Here is a 20377-nt window from a genome sequence, read left to right as displayed (position 1 = left end):
CCTCTACCCCTTCCGTGTCCCCATAGTTCCATGCGTTCGCACCGAACCGGGGTCAGTCACGCCGTCGGCGAACGGTTACGTTGGGTCAGCCGCGCTGTTAAAGTAGGCAAGCCTTGCTTTGCCCGGTCGAGGCATAGAGTGAAAAGTCCCTGGTAGCGAGGTCGACGATGTCGGTGGTCCTGAGCGACGCGATCATGTCCGTCGCCGCACCCAACATCACCTCGCAACTCTTCGGCAGCGGCCTGATCGGCCTGCGCGAAGGGCTCGAAGCCGCGATCGTGGTGACGATCCTGGTGGCGTTCCTCGTCAAATCCGACCGGCGCGACGCCCTGAAATGGGTGTGGCTCGGTGTCGGCGCAGCGGTGGCGATGACCGTCGTCGTATTCCTGACGATCCAGTTCAGCGCGTACACCATCACCGGGCTGGGTGCGGAGGCCATCGCGGGGGTCGCCTCGCTGATCGCCGTCGCCATCGTCACGACGATGGTGCTGTGGATGAAGTCCGCGGCCGCCGGACTGTCCGGTGAGCTGCGCAGCAACATGGATCGCGCGCTGGAGACCGGACCGTACGCGGTGACGGCGCTGGCGTTCCTGGCCGTCGGCCGTGAAGGCGTCGAGACCGCGCTGTTCATGGTCGGCTACGCCGAGGCCGAGACCGCGTGGCCGTTGTTCGGCCTCATCCTCGGTGTGTTGATCGCCGCGGCCATCGCCTACGGGATGTACGCCGGCGCCATCCGCATCGACCTCGCCAAGTTCTTCAAATACACGGGCGTATTCCTCATCGTCGTGGCCGCGGGGATCCTCTCCTACGGCATCGGCGCGCTCCAGACCGTGGGCTGGCTGCCCGGTCTGACGACGCGCGCGTTCGACATCTCCGGCTGGTTCCACTGGTCGTCGTGGTACGGCGAGGTGATCCAGGGGATCTTCAACATCACGCCGACGCCGACCGTCCTGCAGCTCGCCGGCTGGCTGGCCTATCTGGCCGTGGTGCTGTTCGCCTATCTGCGGCCGACCCGCCGGGCCGCCGCACCCGATCCGACCCCCACCCCACCGTCTGAAAGGTCCACCACGTGAACGTCACCCCAGGAGCCAAGGCCGGCGTCGCCGCCGCCGCGTTGCTCGCCGGTTTTTCGCTGGTCGGCTGCCAGGCCAAAGAGCAGTCCGGCGACAGCGGCGCCAGCGGACCGGGCGAGATCACCGTCGACGCCTCCGACGACGCCTGCGCGCTGTCGGGCACCGAGGCCACCTCCGGTCCGAGCACCTTCGTCGTCACCAACAACGGCAGCAAGGTCACCGAGTTCTACGTCTACAGCGAGGGCGACCGGGTGATGGGTGAGGTGGAGAACATCTCCCCCGGACTGCAGCGCAAGCTCGTCGTCCAGCTCTCCCAGCCGGGCACCTACGAGACGTCGTGCCGGCCCGGCATGGTCGGTGACGGCATCCGCGGCGACTTCGTCGTCACCGGTGAGGCCAAGCAGGTCGACACCGAGGGCAAGTTCAAAGAGGCCGCCGACAGCTACAAGCGCTACGTGACCAGCCAGACCGACGCGCTGGTACCGGCCGTCGAGGCGTTCACCGCCGCGATCAAGGCCGGTGACATCGAGTCCGCCAAGGCGCAGTTCGGCCCGACGCGGACCTACTTCGAGCGGATCGAGCCCGTCGCCGAGTCGTTCCCGAACGATCTGGATCCGCGCATCGACCTGCGCGAGGCTGACCTCGAACCCGGCCAGAAGTGGACCGGCTTCCACCGCCTCGAGAAGGACCTGTGGGTGAGCGGGCTGCAGCCTGACACCAACGCGATCGCCGATCAGCTGGTCGCCGACGTCAAGGAACTCAACGACGGCGTCAAGGCGCCCGACTACACGATCGACTCGACGCAGATCGCCGGCGGCGCCCAGGGTCTGCTCGACGAGATCGCGATCAGCAAGATCACCGGCGAAGAGGACATCTTCAGCCACACCGACCTGTGGGACTTCAGTGCGAACCTGCAGGGTTCGCAGACTGCGGTGGCGTCGGTGCGGCCGATCCTCGACGAGCGCGACGCCGAGCTGGGCAAGCGGGTGGATCAGCGGTTCGAAGAGGTCGAGGCGTTGCTCGAGAAGTACCGCGAGGGTGACGGTTTCGTGTCGTACGACAAGGTCACCGAGCCCGAGCGGCAGGAACTGTCCCGCGCGATCGACGCGCTGAGCAAGGAAGTCAGCCAGGTGCAAGGTGTCGTCGCCCCTCAGTAATCCTCCCGAAGGCATCTCCCGGCGCCGGCTGTTCGGCGCGGCGGGGGTGACGGCCGCGGTGGTCGGCGCAGCCGGTGCGGGTGCGCTGGCCGGCCGGGCGACCGCGGCCACCGCAGCGCCCGCGAGCCTGCAGTCGCCGGTGGAGTTCCGCGGCGAACACCAGGCCGGGATCGTCACCGCACAGCAGGACCGGATGACGTTCTGCGTCTTCGACGTCACCACCGACCGCCGCGACGACGTCATCGCCCTGCTCAAGCAGTGGACCGAGATGGCCGAACGGATGACCAGAGGCGAGGAGGCCGTCGACCAGGGCGCGATCGACGGCAACCCGTACGCCCCGCCGGGCGACACCGGCGAGGCGCTCGGACTGCCCGCGTCACAGCTGACGCTGACCATCGGGTTCGGGCCGTCGTTCTTCGTCAAGGACGGTAAGGACCGCTTCGGCGTCGCCGACCGCAAACCCGAGCAGCTGGCCGATCTGCCGAAATTTCCGAACGAGACGATGGACCCCAACCGCTGCGGCGGGGACATCGTCGTGCAGGCCTGCGCGAACGATCCGCAGGTCGCGTTCCATGCGGTCCGAAATCTGGCGCGGGTCGGCTTCGGCACCGTGGCGGTGCGCTACACCCAACTCGGGTTCGGGCGCACCAGTTCGACCACTGCCGAGCAGGCGACGCCGCGAAACCTGTTCGGATTCAAGGACGGTACGGCCAACATCAAGGCCGAGGAGACCGGCCTGATCGACGAGTTCGTCTGGGTGGCCGACGGCGATGGACCCGAATGGCTCACCGGCGGAAGCTATCTGGTGACGCGGCGGATCCGGATGCGGATAGAGAACTGGGACCGCACGACGCTGCTGGAACAGGAGCGGGTGATCGGACGGCAGAAGGGCAGCGGCGCCCCCAACGGCCTGGTGGACGAGTTCGAGGAGCTCAACCTCGACCTGGTCAACGGTCGCGGCGAACCGTTGATCGACAAGGACGCGCATGTGCGGCTGGTGTCACCGCAGAACCTCGGCGGTATCGAGATCCTGCGGCGCGGTTACAACTTCACCGACGGCACCGACGGTCTCGGTCATCTCGACGCCGGGCTGTTCTTCATCGCTTTCGTGCGCGATCCGGTCAAGCAGTTCATCCCGATGCAGGCCGAGATGTCGCGCAAGGATGCGATGAACGAGTACATCACCCACACGGGCACCGCGATGTTCGCGTGCCCGCCGGGCCTGCGCGAGGGTGACACGTCGGCGTACTGGGGTTCGACGCTGTTCTCCTGACCCCTCCCTCTTGCGCCCAAATGAACGTTTGGGCGCAGAAGTGCGAGAAGATCTCGGCATTTCGTCGATCTCGGCGCACGCTGCGGGCGGGTTACCCGCGGTGCATACGCGTCGACCGAGATCGACGAAATGGCGGAAGCTACTCGGTGTTTTCCGCCCGTTTGTTCATTTGGGCGTCTTCGGGGTCGAGCTCGTCGACCGTCACGGGCCAGTGCGCGCGCCACTCTTCTTCGGTGATCTCGCTGAGCGCCGCACCGTCGAGTTCCTCGGGCACATCGGTGCCGCGACGGTCGGCCGCAATCGACAGCTCGACCGCGCGCACCGTGTCCATGAACTCGAGAACCGTTGCACGCAAGGCATTCTCGGCGTCCCGATCGGCCGAGACGGTGACGGTGGTCAGGTCGGCGGGTACCAGGTCGGCGGGCAGTCCGGCCTGGGCGGCGCGGGCGAGCACCTTCTGCGCGAGCGCCAGCGCGGGCTGACCGGTCGGCACGTCGTCCATCGACGACACCACCCCGCGGCGGGCCTTCTCCAGCGCCTTGCGCTCCTCCCACTGCGCGAGCTGCGCCTCCAGGGAGATCTCCTCCCCGGCGAGCACGGCGGGCACCCGGTTGCCGAGCTTGCGCACCAGCGAGTCGGCAACATCGTCGATGCCGAACGAGTGCTGCGGCGCATCCTCGGCGATGCGTGCGTGAAACAGCACCTGCAGCAACACATCTCCGAGTTCTTCGCGCATCAGGTCGGCGTCACCGCTGCGCACCGCATCGAACAGCTCGTAGGTCTCCTCGAGCAGATACCGCCGGAGCGTCTCGTGGGTCTGCTCGCTCTCCCACGGCCCGGCGGTCCGCAGTTTGTCCATCATCGCCACGGCGTCGACCAGCCGCTCCCCCGCCTGCGGTTCCGGGGCCGAGATCACCCGGTCGCCCGCGGCGATCCGCGCCCTGACGGCGGGGTGGGCCGGATCCGACGACAGCAGCACCGCCGCCCGGTCGTCGTCGGATTCATCGGTGAAACACGGCCGGGCCGCGGGCAGCGACCACGGCACCTTGATCGGCATTTCCTCGGTGTACTGCACGTCCCCGGTCAGCAGGTCGATCGCGTCAACGGGAACCAGGGAGGGGCGGCGGGGGTCGACCAGAACGACGGTCACCTTGCTGCCCCCTCACGGATGTCGACGCGAACGCTGACCTCGGTTATATCAATACACCGTCGCGGCGGGCCCGGCGTGGCGATGGCCGCCCCACCCGAAGGCAGAGCGGCCATCGACCACAGCGGTGAGGTCAGGGCACCGGCACGTACACGACGTCCGGGATCTGCCAGTGGCCCGGCGCCTGCTCGAAGAACGGGTTGACGACGCCGTTCACCGTCGGCAGCTTCTTCAGCTGACCGGGCGGGATGCCGAAGAACGGGTTCGGGACACCGTTGATGAACTCGGCGTTCTTCAGCTGCCCGGGCGGGATGGCCTGACCCGGCAGGTTGAAGTATCCACCCAGTTCGGGGAACGCGATGTCCGGCAGATTGACCCCCGGCACGTTCACATCAGGGACGTTGACGCTGGGCACGTTCACGTCGGGGATGTTGACCGCGGGGATGTTCACGTCCGGCACCGCGGGCACCGGGATCCGCGGCGGCTGCGGAGCCGCCGGATCGGCCTGCGCCAGGCCTGCGCCCAGCCCCAGCGCGCCCAGGCCGAGTGCGCCGGCCATGGTCGTGGTCGCTGCGATCTTCTTGAATTTCATGTCACTCCTTCGCCTTGCGTCACGACGACACCGAATCTCGGCGTGTGTGATGTTCGGTTTGGGATTGCATGACCGCTCTCTGTACGACGATCTCGCCACCCGCAACGGGTCGGCGATGCAACACCTTGTTTGACCCCCCGCTACGTATGTCGGACCGCGGCGCCGAGGCGTTATCAGCGGTTTGCGGATTCCGCCCCCTGAAACCGCCCGAAACGCGCGCTGACCTGTGCCTTCAGGAAGTTGAAGTCAATTTCGCGGTGACGTCCACGCTGCCTGGCGTCTCGCCGTGCAGATTCAGCAGCAGATTGGCCGCCATCTGCACCAACTCCAGATCTCTGATGCGCGGCGCGCCGACCCCGGATCCGGCCCGCGGTACCGGGACCTGCACCGTCGACGTCGTCGCCCGGTAGTTCGCCCCCGGATAGAGCCGCTTCAACCTCATCTGGGCCGAATCCGGCAGCTCCAGCGGGGACACCCGCAGGGTCGACGTCGACGTCGCGGCGAGTTCGGTGACGCCGTATTTCCGGCACAGCAGCCGCAGCCGCGCGACGGCGACCAGCCGGTTGGCCGGCTCCGGCAGTGGACCGTAGCGGTCGACGAGCTCGTCGATCACAGCGTCGACGCCCGCATCATCTGACGCCGCGGCAAGCCGCCGGTAGGCCTCCAACCGCAACCGGTCGCTGCCGATGTAGTCCGGCGGCAGATGCGCGTCGACCGGCAGGTCGATCCGCACATCCTTCGGCTCCTCCGCGGTCTCGACGGTCTTCCCGTCGGCGGCCGCTCGATATGCTTCCACCGCCTCGCCGACCAGCCGGACGTACAGGTCGAAGCCGACGCCGGCGACGTGGCCGGACTGCTCGGCGCCCAGCACGTTGCCTGCGCCGCGGATCTCGAGGTCCTTCATCGCCACCGCCATACCGGCGCCGAGCTCGTTGTTCTGCGCGATGGTGGCGAGCCGGTCGTAGGCCGTCTCCGTCAACGGCGCCTCCGGCGGATACAGGAAGTAGGCGTAGCCGCGCTCCCGAGACCGCCCGACGCGGCCGCGCAGCTGGTGCAACTGGGACAGGCCGAACGTGTCGGCCCGCTCGACGATCAGCGTGTTGGCGTTCGAGATGTCCAGGCCCGTCTCGACGATCGTCGTACAGACCAGGATGTCGTACTCGCGGTTCCAGAACCCCTCGACGGTCTTCTCGAGCAGTTCCTCCGGCATCTGGCCGTGGGCCACCACCACCCGCGCCTCGGGAACCAGGGCCGAGATCCGCGACGCCGCCTGGTCGATGGTGCGCACCCGGTTGTGGATGTAGAACACCTGTCCGTCGCGCAGCAGTTCGCGGCGCAGCGCGGCGGCGACCTGCTTGTCGTCGTGCGGGCCCACGTAGGTCAGCACCGGATAGCGCTCTTCGGGTGGGGTCAGGATCGTCGACATCTCGCGGATGCCCGCCAGGCTCATCTCGAGCGTGCGGGGAATCGGTGTGGCGGACATGGTCAGCACGTCGACGTGCGTGCGCAGCGACTTGATGTGCTCTTTGTGCTCGACGCCGAACCGCTGTTCCTCATCGACGACGATGAGCCCGAGGTCCTTCCACGTCACGCCGGTCTGCAGCAGCCGGTGGGTGCCGATGACGATGTCGACCGAACCCTCCTTCATCCCCTCGAGCGTCGCGCGGGATTCAGCGGGATCGGTGAAGCGGGACAACCCCTTCACCGTCACCGGGAAACCGGCCATCCGGGCGGTGAACGTCTGCAGATGCTGGTCGGCCAGCAGCGTCGTCGGCACCAGCACCGCGACCTGCTTACCGTCCTGGACCGCCTTGAACGCCGCCCGCACCGCGATCTCGGTCTTGCCGTAGCCCACGTCACCGCAGATCACCCGGTCCATCGGAACCGGTTTCTCCATATCGGATTTGACCTCGGTGATCGCAGTCATCTGGTCGACGGTCTCGGTGAAGCCGAACGCGTCCTCCATCTCGGCCTGCCACGGGGTGTCCGGGCCGAACGCATGTCCGGGGGCAGCCTGCCGTTTGGCGTAGAGCGAGACCAGTTCGCTCGCGATCTCCCGAACCGCCCGGCGCGCTTTGGTTTTCGTGTTCGCCCAGTCGCTGCCGCCGAGTTTGGACAGCGACGGTGACTCGCCGCCGACATAGCGGGACAGCTGGTCGAGCGAATCCATCGGCACGTAGAGCCGGTCGGACCCGCCGCCACGCTTCGACGATGCGTACTCCAGCACCAGGTATTCGCGACGGGCGCCGCCGACGACCCGTTCGGTCATCTCGACGAACCGGCCGATGCCGTGTTGATCGTGCACCACCAGATCACCGGCGGTCAGGGCCAATGGATCGACGACGTTGCGGCGTTTGGCCGCAAGGCGTTTGCCCTCGGTGGCGGCGACGCGGCTGCCGGTCAGATCGGCTTCGGTGATTATGACGAGGGCAGCGCTCGGTAGGACGAGACCGTCGTGCAGCGGGCCCTTCAGCACCCCGACCACACCGGCTTTCGGTTCGGTTCCCGGCTCGAGAAGCGTTGCGGGAGTGTCGGCTTCGGCGAGCTGTTCGACGACGCGCTGCGCGGTGCCCTGACCCGGGGTGACGACGGCTCCGTAACCGCCGGTGGCGACGTGCGCGCGCAGCATCGCGAAGATCTCTTCGACCGAGCTCTGGCCGCGCGCCGACGGCGCCGAGCGGATGTCGAGGGTGACCGCGTCGCCGGCGTCGCTACCGAGCTGGCTCAGCGTCCACCACGGATGTCCGCCCGCCTGCGCACCGGCGCGGACGTCGGACAGTTCGAGGAAGCCGGAGGCGCCGAGCTGCTCCAGGTCGATCGGTGCGTCCCCGCCGACCGCAGCCGTGGACCACGATGCCTCCAGGAATTCCCGGCCCGTCTTGATCAGATCGCCGGCCCGCGTACGGACCTTCTCCGGATCGCACACCAGCACCGGCGCGCCGTCGGGCAGGTGGTCGGTGAGCATGGACAGTCGCCCGGGACCCTCGACCGGCTTGAGCAGCGGCAGCAGCGCCTCCATCCCCTCCACCGGGATGCCCTCGGCCAGCTTGGCCAACATGTCCGGGATCGCGCCGGGCACGGTGTTCTCGCTGGTGGGGTGGTCGGCGGCGAGGGCGGCGGCGCGTTCGCGGACGTCCTCGGTCATCAGCAGCTCGCGGCACGGCACCGCGATCATCGTGCTGACCTCGATCTCCGGGATCGACCGCTGGTCGGCGACGGCGAACATGCGGATCTCGGAGACCTCGTCGCCCCAGAACTCGACGCGGACGGGGTGTTCGGCGGTCGGGCAGAAGACGTCGAGAATGCCGCCGCGGACGGCGAATTCGCCGCGTTTGGCCACCATGTCGACGCGCGTGTAGGCCAACTCGACCAGCCGGGCGATGGTGTCGTCGAAATCCGCGTCCTCGCCGACCGTCAGCGTCACCGGTTCCACGGCGGCCAGCCCCGGCGCCATCGGCTGCACCACCGAGCGGGTGGTGGTCACCACCACGCGCAGCGGCGGACCGAGGCGGGAGTCGTCGGGGTGCGCCAGCCGACGCAGCAGCATCATCCGGGCGCCGACGGTGTCCACCCCGGGGGACAGCCGCTCGTGCGGCAGCGTCTCCCACGACGGGAACAGGGCGACCGCGTCGCCCATCACCCCGCGCAGTTCGGCGGTGAGGTCGTCGGCCTCGCGGCCGGTGGCGGCCACCACCAGCAGCGGTCCGGTCGACGCCAGCGCGGCGGCCACCAGGAGCCGGGCGCTGGCCGGGCCGACCATGGTCAGCTGGTCGGGCCGTTGCGCGGCGCGCTCGGCGAGATCGGTCAGGCAGGGATCGCGTAGCGCCAGTTCGACGAGCCCCGCGATCGGGTTTTGGACATGGTTGGGCCCCGATGCGGTCATGATGGCGTCCAGTCTAGGCGCGCCCCGGGTCAGTCCTCGTCCTGCAGCCTGGGGTCGGCCTCGAGGTGGGTCAGCCCGTTCCACATCAGGTTCACCAGATGCGCCGCGACCACCTCCTTCTTCGGCTCCCGGGTGTCGAGCCACCACTGGGCGGTCATCGACACCGACCCGACGAGAGCCTGCGCGTAGAGCGGCGCCAGTTCGGGATCGAGCCCGCGGCGCGCGAAATCGCCGGCGAGGATCGAGGACACCTGGTTGACGGCGTCGTTGAGCAGCGTCGAATACGTGCCCGAGGTGATCGCGGCCGGGGAGTCACGGATGAGGATCCGGAAGCCGTCGGTGCGCTCCTCGACGTAGGTCAGCAGGGCCAGCGCCACCCGCTCGACCCGCACGCGGGAGCGGTTGTTGGTCAGCGACGAGGTGATGCCGTCGAGCAGCGCCGACATCTCGCGGTCCACGACGACGGCGTAGAGCCCCTCCTTACCGCCGAAGTGCTCGTAGACCACGGGTTTGGAGACGTTCGCTCGCTGGGCGATCTCCTCGATGGATGTGCCTTCATAGCCGCGCTGCGCGAACAGCGACTTGGCGATCTCGATGAGTTGCTGACGCCGCTCGCTGCCGGTCATCCTCGCGCGGGGTGCGCGCGCTTCCTTCTCCGGCGCTGCCATCAGGCGAGCCTATCGGCTTCGACTACGATCTCGGGGTGATCGATCCGTCGTGGTGTAATCGGCAGCACCTCTGATTTTGGTTCAGATAGTTCAGGTTCGAGTCCTGGCGACGGAGCCCCTCCCCCGCCGCGAGCGTGCGTGAAATGACAGTCTGAGCGGCGTGTCCCTGTGCAGACACGCACGCTCGCGCTAGATGAGGACGACAGCGATGACCGGAACTGACCAGACGGCGGTGCTCATCCTGGCCGCGGGGGCAGGCACCCGGATGCGCTCCGAGACACCGAAGGTGCTGCACACCCTGGCCGGCCGCAGCATGTTGGCGCACGCGGTGCATGCCGCCGCCGAGCTCGCGCCGGACCGGCTGGTCGTCATCGTCGGCACCGAACGCGAGCGGGTGACCGCGGCGGTCGACGAGTTGGCCGGCAGCCTCGGCAGAACGGTCGACGTCGCGATACAGGACCAGCAGCTGGGCACGGGGCATGCCGCTCAGTGCGGACTCGACGCCCTGTCCGACGATTTCGCCGGGACGGTGATCGTCACCGTCGCCGACGTCCCGCTGTTCGACGCCGCGACGCTGCGTGACTTCGTCGCCGCACACGGCGATGCGGCCGCGACGGTGCTCACCACCACGGTGCCCGACCCCACCGGATACGGCCGCATCGTGCGCGACGGGGAGCGGGTCACCGCGATCGTCGAGCAGCGCGACGGCAGCCCCGAGCAGCTGGCGATCAACGAGGTCAACGCCGGGGTGTACGCGTTCGACGCGGCGGCCCTGCGCTCGGCGCTCGCCCGGCTCGACACGGACAACGCCCAGGGCGAGCTCTACCTCACCGACGCGGTCGCGATCCTCACCGCCGACGGGCGCACGGTGGGGGCCCACCACCTCGCGGACAGCGCGTTGGTCGCAGGCGTCAACGACCGCGTCCAGCTGTCCGCGCTGGCCGCCGAGCTGAACAGGCGGATCGTCGAGCGCCACCAGCGGGCCGGGGTGACGGTCGTCGACCCGCAGACCACCTGGATCGACGTCGACGTGACCATCGGCCAGGACACCGTGATCCGGCCCGGTACGCAGCTGTTGGGCCGCTCCCGCATCGGCGGGCGCAGCGAGATCGGCCCCGACACCACCTTGACCGACGTGACCGTCGGCGCCGGCGCGACGGTCGTGCGCACCCACGGTTCGTCGTCGGAGATCGGCGACGGCGCCACCGTCGGACCCTTCACCTATCTGCGGCCGGGCACCCGGCTCGGCACCGACGGCAAGCTCGGCGCCTTCGTCGAGACCAAGAACGCGACGGTGGGCGCAGGCACCAAGGTGCCGCATCTGACCTACGTGGGCGACGCCGACATCGGTGAGCACAGCAACATCGGCGCGTCGAGCGTCTTCGTCAACTACGACGGCGAGAACAAGAGCCGCACCACCATCGGCTCGCACGTCAGGACCGGTTCGGACACCATGTTCGTGGCGCCGGTGACGATCGGGGACGGCGCCTACACCGGTGCGGGCACCGTGGTGCGCGACGACGTGCCGCCGGGGGCGCTGGCCGTGTCGGCAGGTCCGCAGCGCAACATCGAGGGCTGGGTGCTGCGGAAGCGGCCGGATTCGGCGTCGGCGGCCGCGGCCCGGGAGGCGCTGGGTAACTCGGGTTACGCCGAGCAGGACGCAGAGCGACCGTAGCGCTACCCGCGGGTAAAGCATCAGAATCGCTACGTACCATTAGGCGGACAGCGATCCCCGACCGGCAAGGGCGCACAGTGGGCACCGAGTGGACCGACAACCGCAAAAATCTGATGCTCTTCTCGGGCCGCGCGCACCCGGAATTGGCTGAACAGGTCGCCAAGGAGCTCGACACTCCGGTGACCGCGCAAACCGCGCGCGACTTCGCCAACGGCGAGATCTTCGTGCGGTTCGACGAGTCGGTGCGTGGCTGCGATGCGTTCGTGCTGCAGTCGCATCCGGCGCCGCTGAACCAGCATCTGATGGAACAGCTCATCATGATCGACGCGCTCAAGCGCGGCAGTGCCAAGCGGATCACGGCGATCCTGCCGTTCTATCCGTACGCCCGCCAGGACAAGAAGCACCGCGGTCGCGAGCCGATCTCAGCCCGCCTGGTCGCCGATCTGCTCAAGACCGCGGGCGCCAACCGCATCCTCACCGTCGATCTGCACACCGATCAGATCCAGGGGTTCTTCGACGGGCCTGTGGACCACATGCGCGCCCAGAAGCTCCTCACCGGCTACATCGCCGAGAACTACCCGTGCGAGAACATGGTCGTGGTCTCCCCCGACTCGGGCCGCGTCCGCGTGGCCGAGAAGTGGGCGGACGCGCTGGGCGGCACGCCGCTGGCGTTCATCCACAAGACCCGCGATCCGTCGAAGCCCAACGAGGTGGTCTCCAACCGCGTCGTCGGCGACGTGCGGGGCAAGACCTGTGTGCTGACCGACGACATGATCGACACCGGCGGCACCATCGCCGGTGCGGTCAAACTGCTCAAGCAGGACGGGGCCGGCGACGTGATCATCGCCGCGACCCACGGCGTGCTGTCGGATCCGGCGCGGGAACGGCTCGCCGACTCCGGTGCGTGCGAGGTGATCGTCACCAACACCCTGCCGATCGGCGAGGACAAGCAGTTCCCCCAGCTGACCGTGCTGTCGATCGCACCGCTGCTGGCCAACACCATCCGGGCGGTGTTCGACAACGGTTCGGTGACAAGCCTTTTCGACGGATCCGCCTAGATGTCGTCCACCATTTACCACAACCCGCGGTGCTCGACGTCGCGCAAGACGCTGGACCTGTTGCGCGAGAACGGCATCGAGCCCGACGTGGTGCAGTACCTCAAGACGCCGCCCTCGCGCGCGGAGCTGGAGGCGATGATCCGCGACGCCGGTATCGACGTGCGGACCGCGGTGCGCAAGCGGGAATCCCTCTACGCGGAGCTCAATCTCGCCGACGCGACCGACGACCAACTGCTCGACGCGATGGCCGAACACCCGATCCTCATCGAGCGGCCGTTCGTGGTCACGCCGAAGGGCACCCGGCTGGCCCGACCGATCGACGCGGTGCGCGAGATCCTGTGACAGCGCGCCGCGCCGCGGCCCCGATCGCGTTCCTGGTCGCCCTCTCGGTCCTCGGCCTGACCGGCTGCGGACCGAAGACGCCCGACTACCAGTCGGTGTGGAGCATTCCGACCTCGGCGCCGCCGCCGCCGGCCACCAGCACCGAAGCGCCGGTGCCGGTCGCTCAGTTCTTCGAAGAGGCGGGTGTCATCGGACGTCCGATGGCGCCGGAGAAGCTGACCGACCTCACGGTGACGATGCCGACGCCGCCGGGCTGGCAGCCCTATTTCAACGCCAACTTCGAACCCGGAACCCGGGTGATCGCCAAGGGCGACACCTATCCGATCGCGATGCTCATCGTGTTCGAGCTGACGGGCGATTTCGACGTGGCCGCGGCGGTGAGCCACGGAGACGACGACGCCCGGTTGTCGCAGAACTTCAAGGAGCTCAACGCCTCCGACGAGAACTGGCGCGGATTCCCGTCGTCGATGATCGAGGGCAGCTACGACCTCAACGGCGCACGGATGCAGACCTACAGCCGGATGGTGATCGCCACCGGGGCGCCTCCGACCAACCAGCGCTACCTCGTCCAGTTCACCGTCACCGACTTCGCCGACGAGGCGGAGAAGAACGGCGCGGACATCGAGGCCATCATCTCCGGGTTCACCGTCGCCCCCAAGGGCTGACCGGAGCCGGCACGGCCCGCACTACAGTGGCGCCATGACCGAATGGACTGCCGCCGCCCTTCCGTCCTTCTCCGGCCGCACCGTGATCATCACCGGCGCCAACAGCGGTCTGGGCCTGGTCACCGCCCGCGAACTCGCCCGTGTCGGCGCCGACGTCGTGCTCGCGGTGCGCAACACCGGCAAGGGCGACGAGGCGGCCGCGACCATGAGCGGCAGCGTCGCGGTGCGCAGGCTCGACCTCCAGGACCTCACCTCGGTGCGCGAATTCGCCTCGGCCACAGAAAAAGTGGACATCCTGGTGAACAACGCCGGCATCATGGCGACGCCCTACGCGCGGACCGTCGACGGCTTCGAGAGCCAGATCGGCACCAACCACCTCGGCCACTTCGCGCTGACCAACCTGCTGCTGCCCAAGATCACCGACCGGGTGGTGACGGTGTCGTCGTTCATGCACGTGTTCGGGCGCATCAACCTCTCCGACCTGAACTGGAAGGCCCGGCCGTATTCGGCGTGGCCCGCCTACGGGCAATCGAAGCTGGCCAACCTGCTGTTCACCAGCGAACTGCAGCGACGGCTCAGCGGCGCCGGGTCACCGGTGCGCGCCCTGGCCGCCCACCCGGGGTATTCGCACACCAACCTGCAGGGGCAGTCCGGCCGGCGATTCGGAGATGCCCTGATGGCCGTCGGCGGCAGGTACTTCGCCACCGACGCCGACTTCGGGGCCCGACAGACGCTGTACGCGGTGGCCGAGGATCTGCCGGGCGACACGTTCGTCGGCCCGCGGTACGTGATGCGCGGGTCCACCGGCCCGGCCTGGCGTACCCCGCTGGCCCGGGACATGACGACCGCCGCGGCGCTGTGGGAGCTGTCCGAGCAGCTCACCGGCACCCGGTGGCCGCTCTAGATTTCCGCTGGACCGGGTGACTGCGGTACCCTCGACCACGCATCACGGCGAGGGTGGCCAGGCCACCGTTATCGACGGGAACACTGTTCACGCTGTTGTCCTCCCCTGCCGTGTCCATCCCCGGCATACAGGAGCAACACATCATGGCCAAGAACGCGCCGAACAAGCTGACCGCCGCGGTCCGCACCGAGACCGGTAAGGGCGCGTCGCGCCGCGCCCGCCGCGAGGGCAAGGTGCCCTCAGTGCTCTACGGCCACGGCACCGATCCCCAGCACCTGGAGCTCAACGCCCGCGCCTTCGCCGCGGTGCTGCGCCACGCCGGCACGAACGCCGTGCTGACGCTCGACATCGACGGCAACGAGCAGCTCGCGCTGACCAAGTCGCTGGAGATCCATCCGATCCGCCGCACCATCCAGCACGCCGACCTGCTGGTCGTGCGCCGCGGCGAGAAGGTCACCGTCGAGGTCAACGTCATCGTCGAGGGTGACGCCACCCCGGGCGCCCTGGTCACCCAGGAGACCAACAGCATCGAGATCGAGGCCGACGTGCAGTCGATCCCCGAGCAGCTGGTCGTGTCGGTCGAGGGCGCCGAGGAGGGCACCCAGATCACCGCCGACAAGGTCGAGCTGCCCGACGGTGTCACGCTGGTCTCCGATCCCGAGCTGCTGGTGGTCAACGTTGTCGCCGCGCCGAGCTCCGAGGAGCTCGAGTCCGACGGCGGCGGCGCCTCGGTCGAGGAGCAGGCTGCGGAGGCCGCCGAGGCGGAGGCCGCCGAGGCTGCCGACGAATCGGCCGAGTAACCCCCGTGGCGGAGCCGCTGCTGGTGGTGGGGCTGGGAAATCCCGGGCCCGTCTACGCCAAGACCCGGCACAACATCGGCTTCGTCGTCGCCGACCTGTTGGCCGGTCGCCTCGGATCGGGCTTCAAGCTGCACAAGAAGTCCGGTGCCGATGTCGCGACCGGCCGGCTGGCCGGGCGGGCCGTCGTCCTGGCCAAACCGCGGACGTACATGAACGAATCGGGCCGCCACGTCGGGCCGCTGGCGAAGTTCTACTCGGTGGCGCCGGCCGACGTGGTCGTCCTGCATGACGAGCTGGACATCGACTTCGGCCGCATCCGGCTGAAGTTCGGTGGCGGCGTGGCCGGGCACAACGGGCTGAAGTCGGTGGCCGCGGCGTTGGGCACCAAGGATTTTCAGCGGGTGCGTATCGGCGTGGGCCGTCCACCCGGCCGAAAGGATGCGGCGACGTTCGTGCTCGAACCGTTCAGCAGCAGAGAGCGCACCGAGGTGCCGACGATCTGCGAGCAGGCCGCCGACGCCACCGAACTGCTGATCGGTCAGGGCCTGGAACCCGCCCAGAACACCGTGCACGCCTGGGTTTAGGGCACGGGTACCGTGGCGTCAATGGACGACACCGCCGCGGGCCGGCCCGATGCGAGCGACCTCAGCGAGATCTCCGAGACGGCGCTGCTGACGCTGAACGGCAGAGCCGCGCAGGCCCGGCACCCCGACGCCATCCTCGACGATCCGATGGCGATCCAACTCGCCGACGCGATCGACTTCGACTACAGCAAGTTCGGACGCCGCAAGGGCCAGGAGATGGCGTTGCGCTCGCTGGCGTTCGACCGGGCCTCGATCGCCTACCTGACCGAACATCCCGACGCCACCGTCGTCGCCCTGGCCGAGGGTCTACAGACCAGCTTCTGGCGCCTGGACGACGCGCTGCCCGGCGCCCGGTTCCGTTGGCTGACCGTCGATTTCGCGCCGATCATCGCTTTGCGGCAGCGACTGCTGCCGTCGTCGCCCCGCATCACCACGCTTGCGCAGTCCGCCCTGGACTACAGCTGGATCGACCAGGTGGACACCAGCGGGGGCGTGCTCATCACCGCCGAGGGGCTGCTGATGTATCTGCAACCCGACGACGCCATGGGGCTGATCAGGCAGTGCGCCAGAAGTTTTCCCGGCGGCCGCATGCTCTTCGACCTACCACCGGTGATCGTCAAGAAGGTCGCGCCGAAGGGTTTGCGGTCCGGGCGGCACTACCGCGTCCCACCGATGCCGTTCGCGCTGACGAAGTCGCAGCTGGCCAGCCTGGTCGACATCGTGCCGGGTGTGAAGGCAGTCCACGACCTCCCGATGCCGGAGGGTCGCGGCTGGTTCTTCCGCACGGTGTTCCCGGCCTTCTGGCGGCTGCGGTCGGCCGAGAAGTTCAGCGGTGCGTACACGATGCTCGAATTCGGCTGACGCCGGCCCGACGCCGGTCAGCCGCCGGTGCGGCGCGCGTAGGCGCGAAGCGCGAACGGCGCGAAGAGCGCCGTCAACACCACCGACCACAGGATGGTGGCGAGCACCGGATGATGCAGCGGCAGTTGGGCGTCCAGTGGGGCGGGCCCGCCGTTGCCCCACAGTTCGCGCATCGCCTGGGCGAGTGAGGACACCGGGTTCCACTCGGCGATGACGCGCAGCCAGTGCGGCATCGGTTCGGTCGGGACGAAGGTGTTGGCCAGGAACGTCACCGGGAACAGCACGGTGAACATCGTGCCGTTGACCGCCTCGACGGTACGCATCAGCGAGCCGACCAGGATGCCGAACCAGATCATCCCGAACCCGAACACCAGGATCAGCGCGAAGGCCAGCACCGCCTCGGCGACGCCGCCCCGGATACGCCATCCGATGGCCAGGCCGGTCAGTGCCATCACCACCACCCCGAGCGACGAATGGATCAGGCTGGCGATGCTGCGCCCGATCAGTACCGACGACCGTGAGATCGGCAGCGAGCGGAACCGGTCGATGATGCCCTTCTCCACGTCGGCGGTGATGCCGGCGGCCACCACGAAGGCCGAGAACACGATGGTCTGCGCCTGGATGCCCGGCAGCAGGAACTCGCGGTAGGACGCGCCGCCGGTGTTGGTGATCGAGGCGCCGAACACGAACGCGAACAGCAGCACGAACATGATGGGTTGCGCGGTGACGTCGCTGAGCATCTCCGGCATGCGCTTGGTGTGGATCATGTTGCGCTTGACCATGATCCACGACTGCTGCGCGAGGTTGGTGCGCCCGGCCGCCGTCACGCGCTGACCTCGTCCTCGGTGCGGTGTCCGGTCAGCGACAGGAACACGTCGTCGAGGCTCGGTCGCGACAGGCCGATGTCGTCGACGTCGATACCGCTGTCGCGTAACCGCCCGGCGACGCGGATCATGTCGTCGAGCCCCTCGGCCGCCGCAGTGATCTGACGGGCCCCGGCGTCGACGAACACCTCCGCCCCGTCGCGGGCCAGCAGATCCCGCGCTGCGGGCAGGTCCTCGCCGTGCGCGACGGTGACGACCAGGCTGGCGTTGCCCGCCTGCCGCTTGAGCTCCAGCGGTGAGCCCTCGGCGATGATCCGGCCCCGGTCGATGACGACGATGTTGTCGGCCAGCTGATCGGCCTCCTCGAGGTACTGCGTGGTCAGCAGCAACGTGGTGCCCTGCTCGACCAGTCCGCGCAGCACGTCCCACAGATCGCTGCGGCTGCGCGGGTCCAGGCCGGTGGTGGGCTCGTCGAGGAACAGCACCGGTGGCGCGGCCAGCAGGCTGACGGCCAGATCGAGCCGGCGCCGCATACCGCCGGAGTAGGTCTTGACCACCCGGTCGGCGGCATCGGCGATCGAGAAGCGATCCAAGAGTTCGTCGCCCACCCGGGCGAGTTCCTTACGGCGGATCCCGTACAGGCCGCCGATCATGCGGATGTTCTCCCGGCCGGTCAGGAGTTCGTCGACGGTGGCGACCTGGCCGGTGAGGCCCATGTTGCGGCGCACGTCGTCGGGTTGGGTGCGCACGTCATAGCCGGCGACGCAGGCCGTGCCGCTGGTGGGTGCGGTGAGTGTCGTCATCATCCGGACCGTCGTGGTCTTCCCGGCGCCGTTGGGGCCCAGGAGGCCCAGCACGGTGCCCGGGGCGACGGTGAAGCTGACGTGGTCGACAGCCGTCTGGCCGCCGAAACACTTCACCAGGTCGATCGCTTCGATGGCCGGTGTCATGCCGACCAAGGTATCGGCCGCCGGTGACAGGCGGCCTAGGTGACCAGCGAGACCGAGTTGGCGCGGCGCAGCTTGCCCGACGAGGTCTTCGGGATGCTGCCGGGGCCGAGCACGACGACGTTGCGGGGACGCACGTCGACCTCGGCGACCACCTCGTGGGCGACCTGATGCTCGATACGGCGTACCTCGGCCGGGTCCTCCCAGTTGTTGGACTCGACCGCGACGGCGAACGTCTCGCGGGAGTGTCCGGCGTCCAGGCGCACGGCCACCGCGCAGCCCGGCCGGACACCTTCGACGCGGCCCGCGGCGCGCTCGATATCGGTCGGGTAGATGTTGCGGCCGGCCATGATGATGACGTCCTTGACGCGGCCGCAGACCACGACGTGGCCCTCCTCGGTGATGTAGCCGAGGTCGCCGGTGTCGTACCAGCCGTGCTCGTCCTGCGCCGGTACGAAGCCGCCCATCGTCATGTACCCCGGCGTCACGCATTCGCCGCGCAGCTCGATCACGCCGACGCCGCGGGGCGGCATCACGCTGCCCTGGTCGTCGATGATGCGGGCCTCGAGATCGGTCAGCAGCGGGCCCAGAGTGGCCAGGCGCTTGGTGTGGCCCTTGGTGGCGGGCACGGCCCGGCGCAAGGCGGCCAGCAGGTCGGCGTCGACCTCGTCGACCTCCAACCCGGCGCCGCAGGGCGAGAACGACACTGCCAGCGTCGTCTCGGCCATACCGTAGGCCGGCAGGATGGCGTGCGGATCCAGACCGAACGGCCTACCGGCATCGAGCAGGTCCTCGACGTCGGCGGGCTCGACCGGTTCGGCGCCCGACAGCGCGAACCGCAGGGTGGACAGATCGAAGTCACCCGGGGTGGCGTTGCGGCGCAGCCGCTTGGCCAGCAGCGCGTAGGCGAAGTTGGGCGCCGCGGTCATGGTGCCCTTGTACTTGTCGATCAGCTTGGCCCACAGCAGGGTGTCGCGCAGGAAGTCCATCGGCGTGACCTTGACCAGCTCGGCGCCGAAGTACATCGGAATGGTGAGGAAGCCGACCATGCCCATGTCGTGGAAGCAGGGCAGCCAGCTGACCATGACGTCTTTGTCGACGTTGTACTCGGCGCCGATGAACATCGCCTCGGCGTTGGAGTAGATGTTGCGGTGGGTGATCTGCACGGCCTTGGGCGATCCCGTGGAGCCCGACGTCAACTGCATCAGCGCCAGATCGTCCTCGCCGACCTCGATCGGGTCGATCGGCTCGGCGGTCAGCAGATCGGTCACGGTGAGCACCGTGATGCCCTTGTCCTCCAGCACCGGGATCGCCGCGGTGAACGGTTCACCGACGACGACGGCCTTGGCCTCGATCATGCCGATGACGTTGAGGGTGTCCTCGGCCCACGTCATCAGGTCGGTGCGCGGGGTGGGCTGGTGCAACATCGTCAGGCTCGCGCCGCGCATCCACAGACCCTGGGCGGTCGGGGCGATCTCGACGGGCAGACCCTCGAGCACGCCGACCGCGTCGCCGAGGCCGATGCCCGCGGCTTGGAGCCCGCCGGCGATCCGGCGGGCGCGCTCGTGCACCTCGCCCCACGTGTGCCGGACGGGTTCGAACGGTTCACCGGTCACCATCCCGGTGTTCACCGTGCGCGCATTGCGGTACATCTTCTCGGTGAACCTGCTCACGAGGACCTCCTGAATACCGGCACCACTGCCCGGTTTCTCATGCTCCGCTGCAAAGCCGACGCTGCCGAGTAGGCGCGCGTACACGATTGGGGAGCAGTTCGGTTTCGAATCGGTGAGGGTGACCCGAGGGCACCCGCGCAGAGACGACGAAGGTCCCGCCGTGGCTCGCATGACTGACCGCTGACATTCACCGTCGACCATCTTAAGAAAACTCTTAAGTAGCTGACAAACTTTGGCAGCAATTGAGTCCT

General features: G+C 68.5%; 18 protein-coding genes and 1 tRNA gene. 12 read left to right on the top strand and 7 right to left on the bottom strand.

Translation table 11 applies throughout. From position 1 onward, the window contains the following. Nucleotides 1–167 precede the first annotated feature (167 nt). From efeU to efeB, 3 genes are read left to right on the top strand one after another with little or no spacing between them, the layout of a single operon-like run. Nucleotides 168–1073 carry an iron uptake transporter permease EfeU gene (efeU, locus tag A5757_RS14950; protein ID WP_066835472.1) on the top strand — a complete coding sequence of 302 codons (906 nt, stop codon included), beginning with the start codon at nt 168–170 and terminating at the stop codon, nt 1071–1073. Next, nucleotides 1070–2230, top strand: a complete 1161-nt coding sequence (gene efeO / locus A5757_RS14945; RefSeq protein WP_066835471.1) for an iron uptake system protein EfeO — start codon at nt 1070–1072, stop codon at nt 2228–2230. Before efeU ends, efeO begins: the two co-directional genes overlap by 4 nt. Further along, complete coding sequence (gene efeB, locus A5757_RS14940) at nt 2211–3503, top strand: iron uptake transporter deferrochelatase/peroxidase subunit (protein WP_066835470.1); 1293 nt, start codon at nt 2211–2213, stop codon at nt 3501–3503. The genes efeO and efeB overlap by 20 nt, the downstream gene beginning before the upstream one ends. A gap of 139 nt (nt 3504–3642) precedes the next feature. On the opposite strand, the gene A5757_RS14935 is transcribed toward efeB, so the two are convergent. The 4 genes from A5757_RS14935 to A5757_RS14920 form a co-directional block, all read right to left on the bottom strand. After that, nucleotides 3643–4653: a nucleoside triphosphate pyrophosphohydrolase gene (locus A5757_RS14935; RefSeq protein WP_066835469.1), complete on the bottom strand. Its 1011-nt coding sequence runs from the start codon at nt 4651–4653 to the stop codon at nt 3643–3645. Nucleotides 4654–4783: 130 nt separating this feature from the next. Then, nucleotides 4784–5242: a hypothetical protein gene (locus A5757_RS14930; RefSeq protein WP_066835464.1), complete on the bottom strand. Its 459-nt coding sequence runs from the start codon at nt 5240–5242 to the stop codon at nt 4784–4786. Between the two features lie 232 nt (nt 5243–5474). Next, nucleotides 5475–9125, bottom strand: coding sequence for a transcription-repair coupling factor (gene mfd, locus A5757_RS14925; RefSeq protein ID WP_066835462.1), 3651 nt, complete (start codon nt 9123–9125; stop codon nt 5475–5477). A gap of 29 nt (nt 9126–9154) precedes the next feature. After that, a complete protein-coding gene (locus A5757_RS14920; RefSeq protein ID WP_197497358.1) occupies nt 9155–9751 on the bottom strand; it encodes a TetR/AcrR family transcriptional regulator in 597 nt (198 codons plus the stop codon). Between the two features lie 85 nt (nt 9752–9836). Between A5757_RS14920 and A5757_RS14915 the strand changes: the two genes are divergently transcribed. The 9 genes from A5757_RS14915 to A5757_RS14875 all read left to right on the top strand — a co-directional run bounded on the left by A5757_RS14915 (nt 9837) and on the right by A5757_RS14875 (nt 16682). Then, a tRNA-Gln gene (locus A5757_RS14915) sits at nt 9837–9908 on the top strand. A 93-nt stretch (nt 9909–10001) separates the two neighbouring features. Then, the gene (glmU, locus tag A5757_RS14910; RefSeq protein ID WP_066835458.1) at nt 10002–11468 is read left to right on the top strand and encodes a bifunctional UDP-N-acetylglucosamine diphosphorylase/glucosamine-1-phosphate N-acetyltransferase GlmU; all 1467 of its coding nucleotides are present in this window, start codon (nt 10002–10004) and stop codon (nt 11466–11468) included. A 77-nt stretch (nt 11469–11545) separates the two neighbouring features. After that, nucleotides 11546–12526, top strand: coding sequence for a ribose-phosphate diphosphokinase (locus A5757_RS14905; protein WP_066835456.1), 981 nt, complete (start codon nt 11546–11548; stop codon nt 12524–12526). After that, complete coding sequence (gene arsC / locus A5757_RS14900) at nt 12527–12868, top strand: arsenate reductase (glutaredoxin) (protein WP_066835455.1); 342 nt, start codon at nt 12527–12529, stop codon at nt 12866–12868. Then, entirely contained in the window at nt 12865–13533 is a 669-nt protein-coding gene (locus A5757_RS14895) for an LpqN/LpqT family lipoprotein (protein WP_066835454.1), read from the top strand. The genes arsC and A5757_RS14895 overlap by 4 nt, the downstream gene beginning before the upstream one ends. A gap of 34 nt (nt 13534–13567) precedes the next feature. Continuing rightward, on the top strand, nt 13568–14437 hold the full coding sequence (locus A5757_RS14890) for an oxidoreductase (RefSeq protein WP_066835453.1): 870 nt from the start codon (nt 13568–13570) through the stop codon (nt 14435–14437). A 143-nt stretch (nt 14438–14580) separates the two neighbouring features. Beyond that, nucleotides 14581–15237, top strand: coding sequence for a 50S ribosomal protein L25/general stress protein Ctc (locus A5757_RS14885; RefSeq protein WP_066835882.1), 657 nt, complete (start codon nt 14581–14583; stop codon nt 15235–15237). A 5-nt stretch (nt 15238–15242) separates the two neighbouring features. Beyond that, entirely contained in the window at nt 15243–15821 is a 579-nt protein-coding gene (gene pth / locus A5757_RS14880; RefSeq protein ID WP_066835451.1) for an aminoacyl-tRNA hydrolase, read from the top strand. Nucleotides 15822–15842: 21 nt separating this feature from the next. After that, a complete protein-coding gene (locus A5757_RS14875) occupies nt 15843–16682 on the top strand; it encodes a class I SAM-dependent methyltransferase (RefSeq protein WP_066835449.1) in 840 nt (279 codons plus the stop codon). A 17-nt stretch (nt 16683–16699) separates the two neighbouring features. On the opposite strand, the gene A5757_RS14870 is transcribed toward A5757_RS14875, so the two are convergent. Genes A5757_RS14870 through A5757_RS14860 form a run of 3 tightly spaced genes read right to left on the bottom strand, consistent with a single transcriptional unit; the run spans nt 16700 to nt 20126 of the window. Then, nucleotides 16700–17509 carry an ABC transporter permease gene (locus A5757_RS14870; RefSeq protein WP_066835447.1) on the bottom strand — a complete coding sequence of 270 codons (810 nt, stop codon included), beginning with the start codon at nt 17507–17509 and terminating at the stop codon, nt 16700–16702. Beyond that, entirely contained in the window at nt 17506–18456 is a 951-nt protein-coding gene (locus A5757_RS14865; protein ID WP_066835445.1) for an ATP-binding cassette domain-containing protein, read from the bottom strand. The genes A5757_RS14870 and A5757_RS14865 overlap by 4 nt, the downstream gene beginning before the upstream one ends. A gap of 35 nt (nt 18457–18491) precedes the next feature. Further along, on the bottom strand, nt 18492–20126 hold the full coding sequence (locus A5757_RS14860; RefSeq protein WP_066835881.1) for a fatty acyl-AMP ligase: 1635 nt from the start codon (nt 20124–20126) through the stop codon (nt 18492–18494). Nucleotides 20127–20377 lie beyond the last annotated feature (251 nt).

It is taken from the genome of Mycobacterium sp. 852013-51886_SCH5428379 (assembly GCF_001665575.1).
Taxonomy (GTDB): domain Bacteria; phylum Actinomycetota; class Actinomycetes; order Mycobacteriales; family Mycobacteriaceae; genus Mycobacterium.
The sequence above is the reverse complement of the archived record's forward strand: the minus strand, read 5'-3'. Positions and strand labels throughout refer to the sequence as shown.

Excerpts from the sequence above, each read along its gene's own strand:
- efeU (WP_066835472.1), top strand. The coding sequence starts at position 168 with ATGTCGGTGGTCCTGAGCGACGCGATCATGTCCGTCGCCGCACCCAAC.
- A5757_RS14930 (WP_066835464.1), bottom strand. The coding sequence starts at position 5,242 with ATGAAATTCAAGAAGATCGCAGCGACCACGACCATGGCCGGCGCACTC.
- mfd (WP_066835462.1), bottom strand. The coding sequence starts at position 9,125 with ATGACCGCATCGGGGCCCAACCATGTCCAAAACCCGATCGCGGGGCTC.
- A5757_RS14920 (WP_197497358.1), bottom strand. The coding sequence starts at position 9,751 with ATGACCGGCAGCGAGCGGCGTCAGCAACTCATCGAGATCGCCAAGTCG.
- glmU (WP_066835458.1), top strand. The coding sequence starts at position 10,002 with ATGACCGGAACTGACCAGACGGCGGTGCTCATCCTGGCCGCGGGGGCA.
- arsC (WP_066835455.1), top strand. The coding sequence starts at position 12,527 with ATGTCGTCCACCATTTACCACAACCCGCGGTGCTCGACGTCGCGCAAG.
- A5757_RS14890 (WP_066835453.1), top strand. The coding sequence starts at position 13,568 with ATGACCGAATGGACTGCCGCCGCCCTTCCGTCCTTCTCCGGCCGCACC.
- A5757_RS14885 (WP_066835882.1), top strand. The coding sequence starts at position 14,581 with ATGGCCAAGAACGCGCCGAACAAGCTGACCGCCGCGGTCCGCACCGAG.
- A5757_RS14875 (WP_066835449.1), top strand. The coding sequence starts at position 15,843 with ATGGACGACACCGCCGCGGGCCGGCCCGATGCGAGCGACCTCAGCGAG.
- A5757_RS14865 (WP_066835445.1), bottom strand. The coding sequence starts at position 18,456 with ATGACACCGGCCATCGAAGCGATCGACCTGGTGAAGTGTTTCGGCGGC.